This window comes from Pseudomonas sp. NFACC10-1 (assembly GCF_900119195.1).
GTDB classification, from domain to species: domain Bacteria; phylum Pseudomonadota; class Gammaproteobacteria; order Pseudomonadales; family Pseudomonadaceae; genus Aquipseudomonas; species Aquipseudomonas cerasi.
The window spans coordinates 115,581-132,313 of record NZ_FPJB01000008.1 but is presented as its reverse complement, the minus strand read 5'-3'; the positions used below and the strand labels follow the sequence as shown (position 1 = coordinate 132,313).

General features: G+C 61.9%; 16 protein-coding genes. 8 read left to right on the top strand and 8 right to left on the bottom strand.

Annotated elements, in window-relative coordinates:
• Nucleotides 1-3 precede the first annotated feature (3 nt).
• The 5 genes from ccmE to ccmA are packed head-to-tail and all read right to left on the bottom strand — an operon-like array spanning nt 4 to nt 2,808.
• Entirely contained in the window at nt 4-471 is a 468-nt protein-coding gene (ccmE, locus tag BT119_RS21615; protein WP_003370285.1) for a cytochrome c maturation protein CcmE, read from the bottom strand.
• Nucleotides 468-644, bottom strand: coding sequence for a heme exporter protein CcmD (ccmD, locus tag BT119_RS21610; protein ID WP_003370283.1), 177 nt, complete (start codon nt 642-644; stop codon nt 468-470). The genes ccmE and ccmD overlap by 4 nt, the downstream gene beginning before the upstream one ends.
• Nucleotides 641-1,444, bottom strand: a complete 804-nt coding sequence (locus BT119_RS21605; protein ID WP_003436197.1) for a heme ABC transporter permease — start codon at nt 1,442-1,444, stop codon at nt 641-643. The genes ccmD and BT119_RS21605 overlap by 4 nt, the downstream gene beginning before the upstream one ends.
• A 54-nt stretch (nt 1,445-1,498) precedes the next feature.
• Nucleotides 1,499-2,170: a heme exporter protein CcmB gene (gene ccmB / locus BT119_RS21600; RefSeq protein WP_003370279.1), complete on the bottom strand. Its 672-nt coding sequence runs from the start codon at nt 2,168-2,170 to the stop codon at nt 1,499-1,501.
• On the bottom strand, nt 2,167-2,808 hold the full coding sequence (ccmA, locus tag BT119_RS21595; protein ID WP_032609920.1) for a cytochrome c biogenesis heme-transporting ATPase CcmA: 642 nt from the start codon (nt 2,806-2,808) through the stop codon (nt 2,167-2,169). Before ccmA ends, ccmB begins: the two co-directional genes overlap by 4 nt.
• A 189-nt stretch (nt 2,809-2,997) precedes the next feature.
• On the opposite strand from ccmA, the gene BT119_RS21590 reads away from it, so the two are divergent.
• Nucleotides 2,998-4,623: a flagellar hook-length control protein FliK gene (locus tag BT119_RS21590; RefSeq protein WP_003436193.1), complete on the top strand. Its 1,626-nt coding sequence runs from the start codon at nt 2,998-3,000 to the stop codon at nt 4,621-4,623.
• Nucleotides 4,623-4,946 (top strand): EscU/YscU/HrcU family type III secretion system export apparatus switch protein, encoded by a 324-nt coding sequence (locus tag BT119_RS21585; RefSeq protein WP_003370273.1) that lies wholly within the window; start codon nt 4,623-4,625, stop codon nt 4,944-4,946. Before BT119_RS21590 ends, BT119_RS21585 begins: the two co-directional genes overlap by 1 nt.
• Nucleotides 4,947-4,967: 21 nt before the next feature.
• On the opposite strand, the gene recR is transcribed toward BT119_RS21585, so the two are convergent.
• Together recR and BT119_RS21575 are read right to left on the bottom strand one after the other, a co-directional pair.
• Nucleotides 4,968-5,570, bottom strand: a complete 603-nt coding sequence (gene recR / locus BT119_RS21580; RefSeq protein WP_003370271.1) for a recombination mediator RecR — start codon at nt 5,568-5,570, stop codon at nt 4,968-4,970.
• A gap of 110 nt (nt 5,571-5,680) precedes the next feature.
• A complete protein-coding gene (locus BT119_RS21575; protein ID WP_072366901.1) occupies nt 5,681-6,565 on the bottom strand; it encodes a LysR family transcriptional regulator in 885 nt (294 codons plus the stop codon).
• A gap of 96 nt (nt 6,566-6,661) precedes the next feature.
• Between BT119_RS21575 and BT119_RS21570 the strand changes: the two genes are divergently transcribed.
• The 5 genes from BT119_RS21570 to BT119_RS21550 all read left to right on the top strand — a co-directional run bounded on the left by BT119_RS21570 (nt 6,662) and on the right by BT119_RS21550 (nt 11,928).
• A complete protein-coding gene (locus BT119_RS21570; protein ID WP_072366900.1) occupies nt 6,662-7,798 on the top strand; it encodes a DSD1 family PLP-dependent enzyme in 1,137 nt (378 codons plus the stop codon).
• The gene (locus BT119_RS21565) at nt 7,788-8,180 is read left to right on the top strand and encodes a RidA family protein (protein ID WP_003370265.1); all 393 of its coding nucleotides are present in this window, start codon (nt 7,788-7,790) and stop codon (nt 8,178-8,180) included. The genes BT119_RS21570 and BT119_RS21565 overlap by 11 nt, the downstream gene beginning before the upstream one ends.
• 19 nt (nt 8,181-8,199) lie before the next feature.
• Nucleotides 8,200-9,384, top strand: coding sequence for an NAD(P)/FAD-dependent oxidoreductase (locus BT119_RS21560; protein ID WP_072366899.1), 1,185 nt, complete (start codon nt 8,200-8,202; stop codon nt 9,382-9,384).
• A 38-nt stretch (nt 9,385-9,422) separates the two neighbouring features.
• On the top strand, nt 9,423-10,283 hold the full coding sequence (locus tag BT119_RS21555; RefSeq protein ID WP_072366898.1) for a GNAT family N-acetyltransferase: 861 nt from the start codon (nt 9,423-9,425) through the stop codon (nt 10,281-10,283).
• A 184-nt stretch (nt 10,284-10,467) separates the two neighbouring features.
• On the top strand, nt 10,468-11,928 hold the full coding sequence (locus BT119_RS21550; protein ID WP_060708019.1) for an aldehyde dehydrogenase family protein: 1,461 nt from the start codon (nt 10,468-10,470) through the stop codon (nt 11,926-11,928).
• Nucleotides 11,929-12,668: 740 nt separating this feature from the next.
• On the opposite strand, the gene rlmM is transcribed toward BT119_RS21550, so the two are convergent.
• Nucleotides 12,669-13,742, bottom strand: a complete 1,074-nt coding sequence (rlmM, locus tag BT119_RS21540) for a 23S rRNA (cytidine(2498)-2'-O)-methyltransferase RlmM (RefSeq protein WP_003370257.1) — start codon at nt 13,740-13,742, stop codon at nt 12,669-12,671.
• 192 nt (nt 13,743-13,934) lie between these two features.
• On the opposite strand from rlmM, the gene acnA reads away from it, so the two are divergent.
• Nucleotides 13,935-16,679 carry an aconitate hydratase AcnA gene (gene acnA, locus BT119_RS21535; protein ID WP_058416914.1) on the top strand — a complete coding sequence of 915 codons (2,745 nt, stop codon included), beginning with the start codon at nt 13,935-13,937 and terminating at the stop codon, nt 16,677-16,679.
• Nucleotides 16,680-16,733 lie beyond the last annotated feature (54 nt).

Below are 16,733 nucleotides of genomic sequence, written 5' to 3'. Positions count from 1 at the left end.
CGGTCAACCCTGTTTGACGGGTGTGGAAGACGCAGCCGGTGCCGCCTGACCGCTGTCACGCAGCGCCTTGGTGACCTCGGGGGGCATGTATTTCTCGTCATGCTTGGCCAGTACTTCATCAGCCACCACTACGCCCTGTGCATTGAGTTTGCCCAGCGCCACGATGCCCTGCCCTTCACGAAACAGATCAGGAAGAATGCCTCGGTAGGTGATGGTCACCGACTTGTTGAAATCGGTGACCACAAAACGCACGTCCAGCGAATCGGCCGAGCGCTGCAATGAGCCCTTTTCGACCATGCCGCCAGCCCGAATGCGCGTATCCAGCGGTGCCTCGCCATTGGCGATCTGGCTGGGGGTGTAGAACAGGTTGATGTTTTCCTGCAAGGCGCTGAGGGCCAGGGTCACGGCCAGACCGACACCGGCCAGCAGCGCGACAATGATCAACAAGCGTTTTTTGCGCAACGGGTTCACGGGCGATTCTCCCGCTTCAGGCGACGCGCCTGCTGTTTCATAAACCGCTGCCGTGCCCATAGCGGCAGCGCCACGTTGACCAGCAGTACCACAAGGCACAGACCGTAGGCCGACCAGACAAACACGCCGTGGCGGCCCATGGCAAGAAAGTCGCTGAACGATGCAAAACTCAAAGCGTGTTCTCCGACTGCGCGGTTGAGTGACCCAGGCTGCGCAGTATCTCGGCCTTGACCCATTGCGTGCGCGCTTCGCGACGCAATACTTCAAGACGCATGCGCATCATCAACAGCACGCCGAACAAGCAGTAGAAACCCAGCGTGGTGAACAGCAGCGGTAGCCACATTTCAGCCGGCATGGCGGGCTTCTCGGTGAGGCTGAACGTCGAACCCTGGTGCAGGGTGTTCCACCACTCGACCGAATACTTGATGATCGGAATGTTCACCACACCGACGATGGCCAGCACCGCGCAGGCCTTGGCGGCGCTGTCGCGGTTACTGATGGCATTGCCCAGCGCGATCAGGCCGAAATACAGGAACAGCAGAATCAGCATCGAGGTCAGTCGCGCGTCCCAGACCCACCATGCTCCCCAGGTGGGCTTGCCCCAGATCGCGCCGGTCGCCAGCGCCAGCACGGTCATCCACGCGCCAACAGGTGCAGCGCAGTGCAGTGCGACATCGGCCAGCTTGATTCTCCAGACCAGCCCGACCAGCCCGCACACGGCCAGCATGACGTAACAGGACTGGGCGAGCATCGCGGCAGGTACGTGGATATAAATGATCCGGAAGCTGTTGCCCTGCTGGTAATCCGGCGGCGCGAACGCCAGGCCCCAGACCATGCCGATGACCAGCAACAGCACGGCGGCAACACTCAACCAGGGCAGCAGGCGTGCGCTGACGCGATAAAACCCTTTCGGTGAGCCGAGCGTGTGCAGCCAGGCCCAACCGATGCTGCTTTTCATGGCGTTGCTTTTCATCAGGGTACATCCAGGGTATTGAACGGCATCGAAGTCTCGATCCCGGAACCACAATTATTCGCCGATGCTGATCTTCAGGCCAGCGGCTATCGCAAAGGGTGTCAGGGTGATCGCCAGCGCCGCCAGGCTGCCCAGCCACAACAGATAGCCGGTCGTCGGCATGCCCTGCAACGCGGCCTGCAACGCACCGCTGCCCAGAATCAGCACCGGGATATACAGCGGCAGTATCAACAATGCCAGCAGCAGGCCGCCACGCTTCAACCCTACGGTCAATGCCGCCCCCAATGCCCCCAGCAGGCTGAGCACCGGTGTGCCCAGCAGCAGCGAAACCATCAACACCGGCAGGCACTGCACCGGCAGGCCGAGCATCAAGGCCAGCAAGGGTGACAACAGTACCAGTGCCAGCCCGGAAAAAACCCAGTGTGCCAGCACTTTGATCAGCACCAGAAGGGCCAGCGGGTGCGGCGAAAGGACCCACTGCTCCAGCGAGCCGTCCTCGAAATCACTGCGCAACAGCCCGTCCAGCGACAGCAGCACGGCCAGCAGCGCCGCCACCCAGACCAGCCCCGGCGACAAGGTTTGCAACAATTGCGTCTGCGGTCCCAGCGCCAGCGGAAACAGGGCGACCACGATCGCGAAGAACACTAGTGGGTTAGCCAGCTCTGCGGGACGCCTCGCCAGCAGCCGCACCTCACGGAGCATCAGCAGGACAAACACATTGCTCATGCTGACCACTGCCCCAGGTCGAGGTCCCGATAGCCCGCAGGCACCCGGCTCAGGCTGTGGTGGGTGGTCATGACAATCATGCCGCCCTGTTCACAGTGCCCGGCAAGGTGGTTTTCCAGTTGCTCGATGCCTTGGCGGTCGAGCGCGGTAAACGGCTCGTCGAGCAGCCAGAGTGGCGGACCCGGCAGATACAGACGTGCCAGCGCGACGCGACGCTGCTGCCCGGCCGACAAGGTGTGACAGGGCACGTCCTCGAAGCCTGCCAGGCCGACCGCATCGAGGGCGGTGGCTATGGCGTCGGCATCGGCTGGCTGGTGCAGTGCACTGAGCCAGGACAGGTTTTCCAGCGGCGTCAGCACATCCTTGAGCGCTGGCGCATGACCGATCCACAACAGCTTGCTGCCCGGTGCCGCGGGCTCACGACCCACTGGCTGCGCGTCGAGCACTACCTGCCCGACCGTTGGCTGCATCAACCCGCACAGCAGGCGCAGCAGGCTGGTCTTGCCGCAGCCGTTGGGACCGCTGATCTGCAGCATGTCGCCTGTGTGCAACTGAAGATCGAGGTTTTCGAACAGCATCCGCCCGTCCCGCTCACACGCCAGAGCCGTCGCTTGCAAAAATGGGGTGGCTGGGATCATCGAGCGTTTCCAGTGCTTTGCGTCGCGAAATGTGCCAAAACAGACACATACGGAGTAAAACGCGGTTCAAGTCGGGGTTGATACGGCCGTTACATGAAGAGAAGTTAATGGCGGCTGGTCCGGTTTCGGCCGGTATTATACATGCGAGTCCTGTTATCAAAGGGGCAATTTCCTCGGGTCGATAGTTCAATGACAGGCGACATCACCAGCGTTCCGGCAACAAACGCCACCATGACACTGCTGCGCAACGGCATCTCCCCGGCGCAAGTGCTGACCATGCTGCAATCGGCGGAAAATCTGATCCCCGAAGGCGAGACCGTCAACGCCGAAGTGCTGACCCTCAAGCAGGTCAACCAGAACTTCCAGCTGTTGTTGCGACTGGTGCTCGCCAACGGCAGCCTGACCAATTTACCGGTCACCAGCAGCGTCCCGTTCACGCCCGGCAGCCTGCTGCAAGTGGCGCAGGCGTCGGCCAACGAGCTGACCTTGACGCTGCAGCAGCTCAACGGCGCGCTGAAAAACTCGATGACCAGCATCGATACCCGACAATTACCGGTCGGCACGCTGCTGCAGGGCAAAGTCATGACCAGCCAGGTGATCGCTCAGGGAGTCAATCAACTGGCCGGCCAGAACCCGGCCGCTGCGACGCCCACCTACCGGTCCATCGTGATGCTGCTCAACACAGCGCTGGCGGGTTCCAGCCTGACCATCGAGAGCCCGCAGCCGCTGACGGTGGGCAGCCTCTTGAGCGCTCAGGTGCAAGGCAATCAGGCACTCAACTTCGTTGCCCTGCCCGGTCGTTTCGACCAACTGGCCGTGGCGCAGCAACTGTCCGCACAGCAAAATCGCCAAGGCTCGCTGGACACTCTGATCAACGCCCTGCAAAACCTGCAGTCCGGCAGCCCGACCAGTACCAGCCCGGCCATCAGCGCGCCGCTGCAGGCCAGTATCAACCAGTTACTTGCCGACCTGCCCGACGTTGAGCAGATGACCACGCCCAAAGGCGTCGCACAGGCGCTCAACGCCAGCGGTGTATTTCTGGAAGCCAAGCTGCTGGCCGGATTGAACCCGGCGCACATGCCGGACATGAAAGCCAATCTGATGCGCCTGATCGCCCAGATCCTTCCCGGCCTGCCGGATAACACGTCCTATGGCGCAGCTGCGGCGTCCAATACCCTGGCGCGCACAATGCCCAATGCAATCCGCAATGCGCTGGGCACCCTGGGCCTGGTCGCGGCACGCACACAGCCAAGCATTTTTCCGCTGCCATCGCGCACGGTCAGCGGAGGCGAGAAGGAGGACGATCTGGAAATCCTCCTCAAGCTCGCTGCGGCTGCCGTATCACGCCTGCAAAGCCATCAACTGGGCGGTCTGGAGCAGACACGTACCAACGCCGACGGCACCCAGGTGACCACCTGGCAACTGGAAGTGCCAATGCGCAACGCCCACGACATCGTGCCCTTGCAGGTCAAGGTGCAGCGCGAAGACACGCCGGATCAGGAGGCCGCCGAAGACCGTGATGATGGCGAGATCAAGGACACCCGGGAAAAGCTCTGGAAAGTCGATCTGGCGTTCGACCTCGAGCCGTTGGGCCCCTTGCAGGTGCATGCACAGTTACTGCGCGGCACGCTGTCCAGCCAGCTGTGGGCCGAGCGCCCCGACAGCGCGGCATTGATCGAACATGAGCTGGGGTATCTGCGCGAACGGCTGATAGCCTGCGGCCTGGCAGTGGGCGAACTGGCCTGCAGTCACGGCACACCGCCAAGCGGTCCGCGTACCGCGCTCGAACAACGCTGGATCGACGAGAACGCCTGATGAGCCTACCCGACCACACTCCGCGCCAGGCTATCGCCCTCAGCTATGACGGCCAGCATGCTCCGACGCTCAGCGCCAAGGGCGACGACCAGTTGGCCGAGGCGATTCTGGCCATTGCTCGCGAATACGAAGTGCCCATCTACGAGAATGCCGAACTGGTCAAGCTGCTGGCACGCATGGAACTGGGCGACAGCATTCCCGAGCCGCTGTACCGCACGATTGCCGAAATCATCGCGTTCGCCTGGCACCTGAAAGGCAAGTTTCCGGCAGGTCAGGACCCGGACGCGCCACCTGTCGAGCGCGATATTACACCGCGCTACTGACAGCAGAAGCGCTGGCCGGTATCACATCGAAATCGGCTTGCGCCCTGCAAACGAGTGCGCCAGGGTACCGCCGTCGACCAGGTCCAGCTCGCCGCCCAGCGGAACGCCGTGGGCGATGCGCGACGCCACCAGGCCCTTGTCATGGAGCAACTGGGCGATGTAATGCGCCGTCGCTTCGCCTTCCACGGTCGGATTGGTCGCGAGGATCACTTCGGTGAAGGTGCCCTGCTGGCTGATGCGTTCCATCAACTGCGGAATGCCGATGGCCTCCGGCCCCAGGCCGTCGAGTGGCGACAGATGGCCCTTGAGCACGAAGTAACGACCGCGGTAGCCGGTCTGCTCCACCGCATAGACATCCGTCGGGCCTTCAACCACGCACAACAACGTGTCATCACGACGCGTATCTGCACATTGCGGGCAGAGTTCCTCTTCGGTCAGCGTGCGGCACGAGCGGCAGTGACCCACGCCGTCCATCGCCTGCCCCAGTGCCTGCGCCAGCCGCGAACCGCCGCTGCGGTCACGCTCCAGCAACTGCAACGCCATGCGCTGAGCGGTTTTCTGACCGACGCCCGGCAGCACGCGGAAGGCATCGATCAACTGGCGAATCAGGGGGCTGAAGCTCATGGAGAAAAATCCGACAAAAACACAAGACGCGGTTTATACCCGCGCGTTGCCGTGAGCGTCAATTAAGGTATTCAACCCTGCGACCAACAGCGTGCCGTTGCTTTGCCGGATCAGGTTTTCAGAGCTGTCTCGAGAAACTCGGTCAACGCCTGCACCCGTGCGCTGCGATGCTTGCGTACAGGCACCAGCAGGTTGATCGGCGCACTGGCCAGTTGCCAATCGGCGAGCACCCTTACCAGCCTGCCGCTGGCAATGGCGTCGCTGACGTCCCACTGCGAGCGCAACACGATGCCCAGCCCCTGCTCGGCCCAGCGCCGGGCGACCGAACCGTCGTTGCTGAGCAGCGCGGGCTCGATGCGCAGGGTCTTTTTGGTCTGGCCCTTGCTCAGGTGCCAGAGGGTGACGTCTTCATCGTTTTCGCGAATACAGATGCAGCGATGGGCAGCCAGCTGTTCGGGCGTCGAGGGCACACCATGTTGCTCGATATACGCCGGGCTGGCGCATAGCCAGCGATGGTTCTGCGCCAGCGGCCTGGCGATCCACTGGCTGTCATTGAGGCTACCGATGTGTATCACCGCATCGCTGTCATGACGGTCCGGCCAAGGTGTTTCGCGCAGGTCCAGCTGCAGACACAACTGCGGGTGCAGCCTGGCGAAGCGCGCCAGCAGCGGCGCAATGCGCTGGCGCCCATAACCGAATGGCGCTGCCAGGCGCAGCGTACCCACCAGCCGTTCGTCACGCTGCTTAAAGGACTCCGGGAGCGCCTCCAATTGCTCCAGCAACTGTGCGCTTTCGCGTGCGAAACGCTCGCCATCAGCGGTCAGACTCAGGCGTCTGGCGTCGCGATTGGCCAGGGTGATGCCCAGTTGCGCCTCCAGTTTGCGCAAGCGCATCGACAACGCCGGCGGCGAGACGTTGAGGATTCTGGCGGCAGCACTGAGCGATTCGCAGCGCGACAGGGTCACGGCCAAACGCAGGTCTTCGATGGCTATCATTCACTTCAGCTTAATGATTGATGATCACGCATTGAACCACAGCTTCATCATCGCTGCGTAGAGTGGCTGCCGTACCCAGCCACATGAGCGCTTTCCATGTCAGCCTCCCTGTCCTCTCTCGATACGCCTGTCGCGCTGCTCGATGTGTCGCGCATGCAGCACAACATCCAGCGCATGCAACAACGCATGAATGAACTGGGCGTGCGCTTGCGCCCACACGTCAAGACCAGCAAATGCCTGCCGGTCATTAAGGCGCAGATTGCAGCGGGCGCCAGCGGCGTCACGGTATCGACATTAAAGGAGGCCGAACACTGCTTTGCCGAGGGCATCGACGATGTGTTCTATGCCGTAGCCATTGCGCCCGGCAAGCTGGAGCAGGCACTCAGACTGCGGCGCAAGGGCTGCCGCCTGAGCCTCCTGACCGACAGCGTGGCGGCTGCCCGGGCGATTGTGGTCTTCGGCCAGGCGCATGACGAACGTTTCGACGTCTGGATTGAAATCGATTGCGACGGTCATCGTTCCGGCCTGACCGTCGACGATGCATCGCTCGTCGAGGTCGCGCGCACGCTGGTCGACGGTGGCATGCAACTGCGTGGGGTAATGACCCATGCCGGGTCCAGTTATGACCTCGACACCCCCGCAGCCCTGCAAGCCCTCGCCGAACAGGAGCGCAGGCTCTGCGTCAGCGCCGCCGAGCGGATTCGTCAGGCAGGACTGCCCTGTGCGGACGTCAGCATTGGTTCGACACCGACGGCCCTGTCGGCGCAGAGCCTGCACGGCGTGACCGAAGTTCGCGCCGGCGTGTATGTGTTCTTCGACCTGGTGATGCACAACATTGGCGTATGCCAGGCAGATGAGCTGGCCCTGAGCGTGTTGACCACGGTCATCGGCCACCAGCAGGACAAGGGCTGGATCATCGTTGACGCGGGCTGGATGGCCATGAGCCGCGACCGTGGCACTCAGCGCCAGCGCGAGGATTTCGGCTACGGCCAGGTGTGCAGCGAAAGCGGCGAGTGGATCGACGGTGCACGGGTCACCGGTGCCAATCAGGAGCACGGCATCATCACGCTCGCTACGGGCAGCGAGACCGACATCAGCAAGCGTTTTCCCATCGGCAGCCGACTGCGCATTCTGCCCAATCACGCCTGTGCCACCGGCGCGCAATTCCCGGACTACCACGCCTGCGACAGCGAAGGCGCAATCCATACCTGGAGTCGCCTGCATGGCTGGTGAGATGAAACCGATCAGTACGTCCCTGGCCGCCGCACCCGGTGGGCATTATTCGCAGGCGATGCTGCATCAGGGCACGCTGCATGTTTCCGGACAATTGCCGGTGCGCGCCGATGGCAGTCACAGCGTCGGGGAGCCGTTCGAGGTCCAGGCTGCGGTCGCGCTGGACAATCTGCTGGCCATCCTCGGCGCGGCGGGATGCAGCACGAATGACCTGCTGAAAGTGACCATTTATATCGCCGGCGTCCAACACTGGCCTGCCTTCGACCGCCTCTACGCGGGCTATCTGGGCGAGCATCGCCCTGCGCGTGCCGTAGTGCCGGTCCCGGAATTGCACCACGGCTACCTGATCGAGATCGAAGCCTTGGCGCGCTGTGATCAATGAACATGACCGGGAGCCCCTCATGACCCCACAAAAAAGCGATGTCCTGATTATCGGCGGCGGCTTCATGGGCGCGTCCTCCGCGTTTTTTCTGCGCCAGCACGGCCGTTCGGTCACCCTGCTGGAGCGTGACCAGATCGGCCAATATGCCAGCGGCGTGAATTTCGGCAACGTGCGCCGTCAGGGACGATTTCTTGGCCAACTGGAACTGTCCAATCGCTCTTGGGCACTGTGGAAGCGCCTGCCTGAGCTGATCGGTGAAGACCTGGAATTCATTCCCAGCGGGCATATGCGCGTTTGCTATCGCGAAGACGAAATTGCCGAACTGGAAGCCTATGCCGCCGCCCCGGAAGCCCGCGAGCTGGATTTGCAGATCCTTTCCGGCAAGGCTCTGCATGACCGTTTTCCGTTTCTTGGTGCACAAGTCAAAGGCGGTTCCTATGCGCCCCATGACGGGCACGCCAACCCACGGTTGGCTGCACCCGCATTCGCCCGTGCGGCGATTCGCGCAGGTGCAAGAATTGAAGAACGCACTGAAGTGATCGAGGTGCAGAAGGTCGGCGGCGAGTTTCAGGTCAGCACCGCCGATGGACAGCTATTCGTCGCCGAACAGTTGCTCATCACTGCGGGTGCCTGGGGCGCCAGGCTCGCTGAGCAATTCGGCGAGTCAGTGCCTCTTGAGCCGAACGGACCGCAGATGTCGGTGACAGAACCGATACCTTACGCGCTGCCGACGGTGATCGGGGTGTTCACCAGGATCAAGGAAGAAGTGATCTATTTCCGGCAGATCCCGCGCGGCAACATCATCATCGGAGGCGGCAATCGCAATAAACCGGACATGCTCAACCGCCGCGCCTACTTCAAGCCGGAGAGCCTGATCAACCAGATGAAACAGATGAAACGCCTGCTACCGGGTGCAGAGAAGCTGAACATCATCCGTGTCTGGAGCGGCATCGAGAGTTACACGCCGGACTCGCTGCCGATCATGGGCCGCAGCGGCAAGGTCGACGGCCTGTTCTACGCGTTTGGCTTCTGCGGCCATGGTTTTCAGCTTGGCCCCGGCGTCGGTGACGTCATGGCCGAGCTGATCAGCACCGGCAGCACGCGCACATTGATCAGCCCGTTCGATATTCGCCGCTTCACCGATCCGACCGCCATCGAGATGCCGCTCATGTCCAGCCTGATGAGCACTGGAAAGCTGGTATGAGCCCAACCACTCACCCACCCCATCGCAACGGAGGCGCCATGCCTGCAACCACAGACGCTCACTACCAGTATCGCCCGGTGACTGCGGAGGATATCCCGGCAGCCCACGCCCTTTCAGTGAGCCTCAAATGGCCACATCGCGAACAGGACTGGGCAATGGTGCAACGTACTTCCGAGGGCTTTGTCGCCGAGCATGATGGCCAGCTGGTTGGCGTAGCGTTTACCTGCCATCAGGGCGACTGGTCCTCGATCGGGCTGGTGATCGTCCGCGATGATCATCAAGGCAAAGGCATCGGTCGCCGCTTGATGAAGCTGTGTCTCGACGCGACGGCACCGCGCACGCCAGTCCTCAACGCTACGGAACTGGGCGCGCCGCTTTACCAGAGTCTGGGTTTCATGGATTTTGCCCGCATCCAGCAGCATCAGGGCATTGCTGACCTGTCAGGTCTGTTGGCACCGAAAGACGACCTGCCGATTCGTACGCTGGGTCCGACCGACCACGCAGAACTGATACGACTGGCCAACGCGGGCAGCGGCCTGGATCGCAATGCCGTGTTGACTGACCTGTTGTCGCGCGATGCAGAACGCGCGGTCGGGATTGAATACGCAGGTCAGTTGCAAGGCATCGCCCTGCTGCGCCGCTTCGGGCGCGGTCATATCATCGGTCCGGTGGTCGCCCGTGATGTCGATCAGGCACAACGATTGATTGAACACCTGTTGCAACAGATACCCGGCCTGTTCGTGCGCTTCGACATTCTGGCTGACTGCGGACTGGCAGCGTGGCTCGAAGGGCTGGGGCTGCCATGTGTCGACAGGGCACCGCGCATGGTGCTCGGGACGCCGCCCGCCTCCGCCCCGGATGTGCAGCAATTCGCGCTGGTGACTCAGGCGATCGGCTGAAAACAGCGCGGATAAACGGCCGAAACAGGTCCGCCATGTTAGCGGGTTGCATACAGCAGATTATTCTTTGCAACCCGGCAGATCGGCGCTTTTTATCCAGACTGCTTTGTTAGCTTATGGGTATCGAACGGCCCGACAGCAAAGTGCCTGGCCTTGACCATTATTGCTCCAGGGAGCCCGCTGGATGACCTCACAGTCCTTGAACAGCCATCACGTTGATCCGGACACCGCGCTGAAACTGTATATCGATGGGGGGTGGTCCGCCCCGCTCGACCCGGTCAGTATTGCGGTGATCAACCCTGCGACCGAAGAGGTGGTGGCGCATGTCGCCAGTGGCTCGGCCGCCGATGTCGACCGTGCGGTTGCAGCAGCGCGGGCAGCCTTTGCCGGCTGGTCCGGCACCTCGCCACACGCCCGGGCACAGATAATCGGTCGGATCCACGAGCTTATTCTAGAGCGCAAGGAACAACTGGCGCAGGCGATCTCGCTGGAGATGGGCGCAGCCATCAGTTCGGCGCGGGCCATGCAGGTGCCGCTGGCCGCCGAGCATGTGCGTGTCGCACGTGACCTGCTGGCGACCTATCGCTTCCAGACCGTTGAAGGCGGCACGGCAATCGAACGCGAGCCCATCGGGGTGTGTGGCCTGATCACGCCGTGGAACTGGCCGTTGTATCAAATCACCGCCAAAGTCGCCCCGGCCATCGCGGCGGGTTGTACGGTGGTGCTCAAGCCCAGCGAATTGTCGCCTTTGAGCGCCCTGCTGTTCGCGCAACTGGTGCATGACGCCGGTCTGCCGCCCGGGGTGTTCAATCTGGTCAATGGGAGCGGCCCCGAAGTCGGCGGCGCGATGGCGGCTCACCCTGATATCGACATGATCTCGATCACTGGTTCCAATCGGGCAGGCGCGTTGGTGGCGCAGGCCGCCGCACCGACGGTTAAACGAGTGACTCAGGAACTGGGCGGCAAATCACCGAATATCCTGCTGCCCGACGCCGACTTCGCCAAAGCGGTGCCGCCCGGCGTGATGGCCGCGTTCCGCAATGTGGGTCAGTCGTGCAGCGCACCAACGCGAATGATCGTGCCCAGGAACCGACTGGCGGAAGTCGAAGCGCTGGCTGCCGAAACGGCCGCGGCAATCGTTGTGGGTGATCCGCAGTCGGAGCACACGGTATTGGGCCCTATCGCCAACGAGGCGCAGTTTCACCGTGTCCAGGCGATGATCGATGCAGGGCTGAGCGAAGGCGCGAAGCTGGTGTGCGGCGGGCCGGGACGGTTGCTGGGCCATGAGCGAGGCTTCTATACCCGGCCAACGGTGTTTTCCGAGGTGGATTCGTCCATGCGTATCGCCCGGGAAGAGATTTTCGGCCCGGTGCTGTGCCTGATGGCCTACGACACGATTGAGGAGGCTATCGCAATTGCCAACGATACGGTCTATGGCTTGGGTGCGCATGTACAGGGGCAGGACCTTGACCTGGCGCGCTCGGTCGCTTCGCGCATTCGTGCCGGGCAAGTGCACCTGAACTACCCCGCCTGGAACCCGATGGCCCCGTTCGGCGGCTACAAGCGCTCTGGCAACGGTCGCGAGTATGGCGTGCATGGCTTTGAAGAGTATCTGGAGACCAAGGCTATTGTGGGGTTTGGTTGAGTGGCGCTGGTGCTGAAAGTCCGGAAAATGGGGCTCAGACTACGATGAGGATCGTTCCAACGCTACGCGTGGGAATGCAGTTCGTGACGCTCTGCGTCACACAGCGATTCTGTGGCGTCAGCTGGATTGGCGTTCGGCCCAGATTCTCCTTCCCACGCTCCGCGTGGTAATGCCTTTCGTGACGCTCTGCGTCACACAGCGGTTCTGTGGCGTCAGGTGGATTGGCGTTCTGCCCAGATTCTCGTTCCCACGCTCCGCGTGGTAATGCCTTTCGTGACGCTCTGCGTCACACAGTTCTGCGATTCAGTGAGATTCAGGCTCGACTTGAGTCACCTTTTCGCCCCTCGGCGACCTACTTTGATGGGGCCAAAGTAGGCAAACCCCCTCGCTCCTGTTTCCGGCCCGACTGCGTCGGGTTCCTTCGCCCTGACACTGATCCGGGGGTCGCCGCAACGGGCCATCCATGGCCCGGTGCGGCTAGCCTGGCGTCCTGCCAGGCTACCCCCGGATCAGCGCCAGGACTCAGCCGTCACTAACGTCGCACTCTGCGTCGTCAGTGCCATCGCGGTTGAAAAGCACTGAGTTGGCAGCGACTGCGTGTAAGGCATGACATTGTTTCGTATCGATGATTTGTGACGCAGAGCGTCACGAACTGCGTACCAACGCGGAGCATTGGCACGATAATCCGATAGTCACTGAAATCCTATAGTCACTGAAGCATGCGGCGCGAGTGTGAGAAATCACTTTCTCGCGGCTTTGGCCACGTCCAGCCTGCGCAGGTGGCAGGTGACTTCTTCGCGGTCGTGGTAGAGCTGTTTGCAGCCGATGGCCACCCGTACCCCTCGCGCCTGAAAGCCCTCTTCGATGCGGTCGAGCAGTCGGCGTACTTCAGCGTAGCGCTGTTTCATCGGCAACTTGAGGTTGACCACCGCTTCGCGGCACAGGCCTTCACCCAGCCAGGTCTCCAGCAGCGCCGCATTGCGCGCAGGCTTTTCGACGATGTCGCAGACCATCCAGTCGACTGGCTGTCGAGGCTTGTAGGTAAAACCGTCGGCCATCAAGTGCTGAACCAGACCGGTGTCCATCAGGCTTTCCGCCATCGGTCCGTTATCGATGGCGGTCACTAGCATGCCGCGGCGCACCAGTTGATACGTCCAGCCGCCCGGCGCGGCACCCAGGTCCACACCGGTCATGTCGCCGGAAAGGCGCTCGTCCCACTGGTCTCTGGGAATGAAGTGGTGCCACGCCTCTTCTAGCTTCAAGGTCGAACGGCTTGGCGCCTCGCGGGGAAACTTGAGGCGCGGGATGCCCATAGGCCACATGGCGGAGTTGTCCGCATCGGCCAGACCGAGAAACACCTCGCGACCACTCTTGAAGGTCAGCAGCAGGCGCGGCTTGCGCGGGTCATCCACCAGTTTGCCTGCCTGAGTCAGGGCCTTGCGCAGCGGCGCTTCGAACTTCTTGCAGAAATTCGACAGCTCCTTGCCGTCGTTGGTATCCACCACCTCAAGCCACAGACTGCCGCAGATCGGAAACGCCGCCAGCTGCGCCAGAATCACGCTGATGCGATCGGTTTCCGGCAACTCGAGAAACAGCCCCCGCGCCCACTGCCGGGGAAAGATCAGCTTGTCGAAGCGCTGACCGTTCATCAACCGCTCGGCACCATCCGCCTCGGTGCAGATGAATTCGGCGCAGGCGGTGTCGGGACGGGCCTTGGCATACCCGGCCACGTCCAGGCGCGCGGCGTGATCGGCTATTTCCGAGCAGACTTCGCCCTCAAAACCGGGTCGGCAGTGCATAAACAGTGTATTCATGGGTTACTCCTGGGCAGTGGGCACTCGGGCGTAACCCCGCAGACTTGAAAGCCGCGCATGATAGCTCAATCCAGGAACCACTGGTGCGGCCGAACAGTCCACAGAACTTGAAGCCTGATGCGGCGCTCCCGACCTGATGCACATGGAGCCCGTGAACCGATGTTCGGAGAACATTCCTCAAAGGAGACATTCATGCCCTCCCTCGATAGCCTGAAGAGCCTTAAAACCCTCGAAATCGATAACAAGACCTACCACTACTTCAGCCTGCCGGAAGCCGCCCGCTCCCTCGGCGACCTCGACAAGCTGCCCATGTCACTCAAGGTGCTGCTGGAAAACCTGCTGCGCTGGGAAGACAACAAGACAGTAACCGGCAACGACCTCAAGGCGCTTGCCGACTGGTTGACCGAGCGCCGTTCGGACCGGGAAATTCAATACCGCCCTGCCCGCGTGCTGATGCAGGACTTCACCGGCGTGCCGGCCGTGGTCGATCTGGCCGCCATGCGTGCTGCCGTGGCCAAGGCTGGTGGTGACCCGCAACGCATCAACCCGCTGTCCCCGGTGGACTTGGTGATCGACCACTCGGTGATGGTCGACAAGTTTGGCAACGCCGAGGCGTTCGGCGAGAACGTCGACATCGAGATGCAGCGCAACGGTGAGCGCTACGCGTTCCTGCGCTGGGGCCAAAGCGCTTTCGATAATTTCAGCGTGGTGCCGCCCGGCACCGGCATTTGCCATCAGGTGAACCTCGAATACCTGGGCCGCACGGTATGGACCAAGGAAGAGGACGGCCGCACTTACGCATTCCCCGACACGCTGGTCGGTACCGACTCGCACACCACGATGATCAATGGCCTGGGCGTACTGGGCTGGGGCGTGGGCGGTATCGAAGCCGAAGCGGCGATGCTTGGCCAACCGGTGTCGATGCTGATCCCGGAAGTCATCGGTTTCCGGCTGACCGGCAAACTGAAGGAAGGCATCACCGCTACCGACCTGGTGCTCACCGTCACCCAGATGCTGCGCAAGAAAGGTGTGGTCGGCAAGTTTGTCGAGTTCTACGGCGACGGCCTGGCCGATCTGCCACTGGCCGACCGCGCGACCATTGCCAACATGGCGCCCGAGTACGGCGCAACCTGTGGTTTCTTCCCGGTCGATGACGTCACGCTGGATTACCTGCGTCTGTCGGGTCGTCCCGACGAGACCGTCAAGCTGGTCGAAGCGTATTGCAAGGCTCAGGGTCTATGGCGTCTGGCAGGCCAGGAACCGGTGTTCACCGACAGCCTGGAACTGGACATGAGCACGGTCGAAGCCAGCCTTGCTGGCCCCAAGCGCCCTCAGGATCGTGTAGCGCTGCCGAATGTGTCCAAGGCCTTCAGCGATTTCCTCGGTCTGCAGGTCAAGCCTGCCAAGGTCGATGAAGGTCGCCTGGAGAGCGAAGGCGGTGGCGGTGTCGCGGTTGGCAACGAGGCCCAGGTCAGCGGCGAAACCCAATATGAATACAACGGCCAGACCTATCATCTGAAAGACGGCGCTGTGGTGATCGCGGCGATCACGTCCTGCACCAACACCTCCAACCCCAGCGTCATGATGGCAGCCGGGCTGGTCGCGAAGAAAGCCGTCGAGAAAGGCCTGAAGCGCAAGCCGTGGGTGAAAAGCTCATTGGCACCCGGCTCCAAAGTGGTGACCGATTATTACAACGCAGCAGGTCTGACCCAATACCTCGATGCCCTGGGCTTCGATCTGGTCGGTTACGGCTGCACCACCTGCATCGGCAACTCCGGACCGCTGCTGGAGCCTATCGAGAAAGCCATTCAACAGTCCGATCTGACAGTCGCGTCGGTGCTTTCGGGCAACCGCAACTTCGAGGGCCGCGTCCATCCGCTGGTCAAGACCAACTGGCTGGCATCGCCCCCCCTGGTAGTCGCCTATGCACTGGCAGGCTCGGTGCGCATCGACATCAGCAGCGAACCCCTGGGCGAAGGCGCAGACGGCAAACCGGTCTATCTGCGCGATATCTGGCCGAGTCAGCAGGAAATCGCCGACGCCGTGGCCAGCGTCAACACCGGCATGTTCCATAAGGAATACGCCGAAGTCTTTGCCGGCGACGAACAATGGCAAGCCATCGAAGTGCCGCAGGCTGCCACCTACGTCTGGCAGGACGATTCCACCTACATTCAGCACCCGCCGTTCTTCGACGGCATCGACGGTCCGCTGCCGGCTATCGAAGACGTGGAAAACGCACGCATCCTGGCCCTGCTGGGCGACTCGGTGACCACCGACCATATCTCCCCTGCCGGTAATATCAAGGCCGACAGCCCTGCCGGGCGCTACCTTCAGGAGAAAGGCGTCACGTATCAGGACTTCAACTCTTACGGCTCGCGCCGTGGCAACCATGAAGTGATGATGCGCGGGACCTTTGCCAATATCCGTATCCGCAACGAAATGCTCGGCGGCGAGGAAGGTGGCAACACGGTGCATGTGCCCTCCGGCGAGAAGCTGGCGATCTACGACGCGGCCATGCGTTATCAAGAAGAAGGGACGCCGCTGGTAATCATTGCCGGTCTGGAATACGGCACGGGTTCAAGCCGCGACTGGGCAGCCAAAGGTACCAACCTGCTGGGCGTCAAGGCGGTCATCGCCGAAAGCTTCGAACGGATTCACCGCTCGAACCTGGTGGGCATGGGCGTGCTGCCTTTGCAGTTCAAGAACGGCCAGACGCGCAAGACCCTCGGCCTGACCGGCAAGGAGACGCTGAAGCTCACCGGACTGACCAACGCAGACGTGCAGCCGGGCATGAGCCTGACCCTGCATATCGACCGCGAAGACGGCAGCAAGGAAACCGTCGACGTGCTGTGCCGCATCGATACGCTTAACGAAGTGGAATACTTCAAGTCGGGCGGCATTCTGCATTACGTGCTGCGCCAGCTGATCGCCTCCTGATATCTCATAAATGGGGCCTGCATCCTGCTTAAGGGGCAGGCCCCGACATGAAAA

Bases quoted from the DNA above. Each gene is read 5' to 3' on its own strand.
- ccmB (WP_003370279.1), bottom strand. From the start codon at position 2,170: ATGAGCAATGTGTTTGTCCTGCTGATGCTCCGTGAGGTGCGGCTGCTG.
- BT119_RS21570 (WP_072366900.1), top strand. From the start codon at position 6,662: ATGTCAGCCTCCCTGTCCTCTCTCGATACGCCTGTCGCGCTGCTCGAT.
- rlmM (WP_003370257.1), bottom strand. From the start codon at position 13,742: ATGAATACACTGTTTATGCACTGCCGACCCGGTTTTGAGGGCGAAGTC.
- BT119_RS21575 (WP_072366901.1), bottom strand. From the start codon at position 6,565: ATGATAGCCATCGAAGACCTGCGTTTGGCCGTGACCCTGTCGCGCTGC.
- recR (WP_003370271.1), bottom strand. From the start codon at position 5,570: ATGAGCTTCAGCCCCCTGATTCGCCAGTTGATCGATGCCTTCCGCGTG.
- BT119_RS21565 (WP_003370265.1), top strand. From the start codon at position 7,788: ATGGCTGGTGAGATGAAACCGATCAGTACGTCCCTGGCCGCCGCACCC.
- BT119_RS21555 (WP_072366898.1), top strand. From the start codon at position 9,423: ATGCCTGCAACCACAGACGCTCACTACCAGTATCGCCCGGTGACTGCG.
- BT119_RS21590 (WP_003436193.1), top strand. From the start codon at position 2,998: ATGACAGGCGACATCACCAGCGTTCCGGCAACAAACGCCACCATGACA.
- BT119_RS21550 (WP_060708019.1), top strand. From the start codon at position 10,468: ATGACCTCACAGTCCTTGAACAGCCATCACGTTGATCCGGACACCGCG.
- BT119_RS21560 (WP_072366899.1), top strand. From the start codon at position 8,200: ATGACCCCACAAAAAAGCGATGTCCTGATTATCGGCGGCGGCTTCATG.
- BT119_RS21605 (WP_003436197.1), bottom strand. From the start codon at position 1,444: ATGAAAAGCAACGCCATGAAAAGCAGCATCGGTTGGGCCTGGCTGCAC.
- BT119_RS21585 (WP_003370273.1), top strand. From the start codon at position 4,623: ATGAGCCTACCCGACCACACTCCGCGCCAGGCTATCGCCCTCAGCTAT.
- ccmA (WP_032609920.1), bottom strand. From the start codon at position 2,808: ATGATCCCAGCCACCCCATTTTTGCAAGCGACGGCTCTGGCGTGTGAG.
- acnA (WP_058416914.1), top strand. From the start codon at position 13,935: ATGCCCTCCCTCGATAGCCTGAAGAGCCTTAAAACCCTCGAAATCGAT.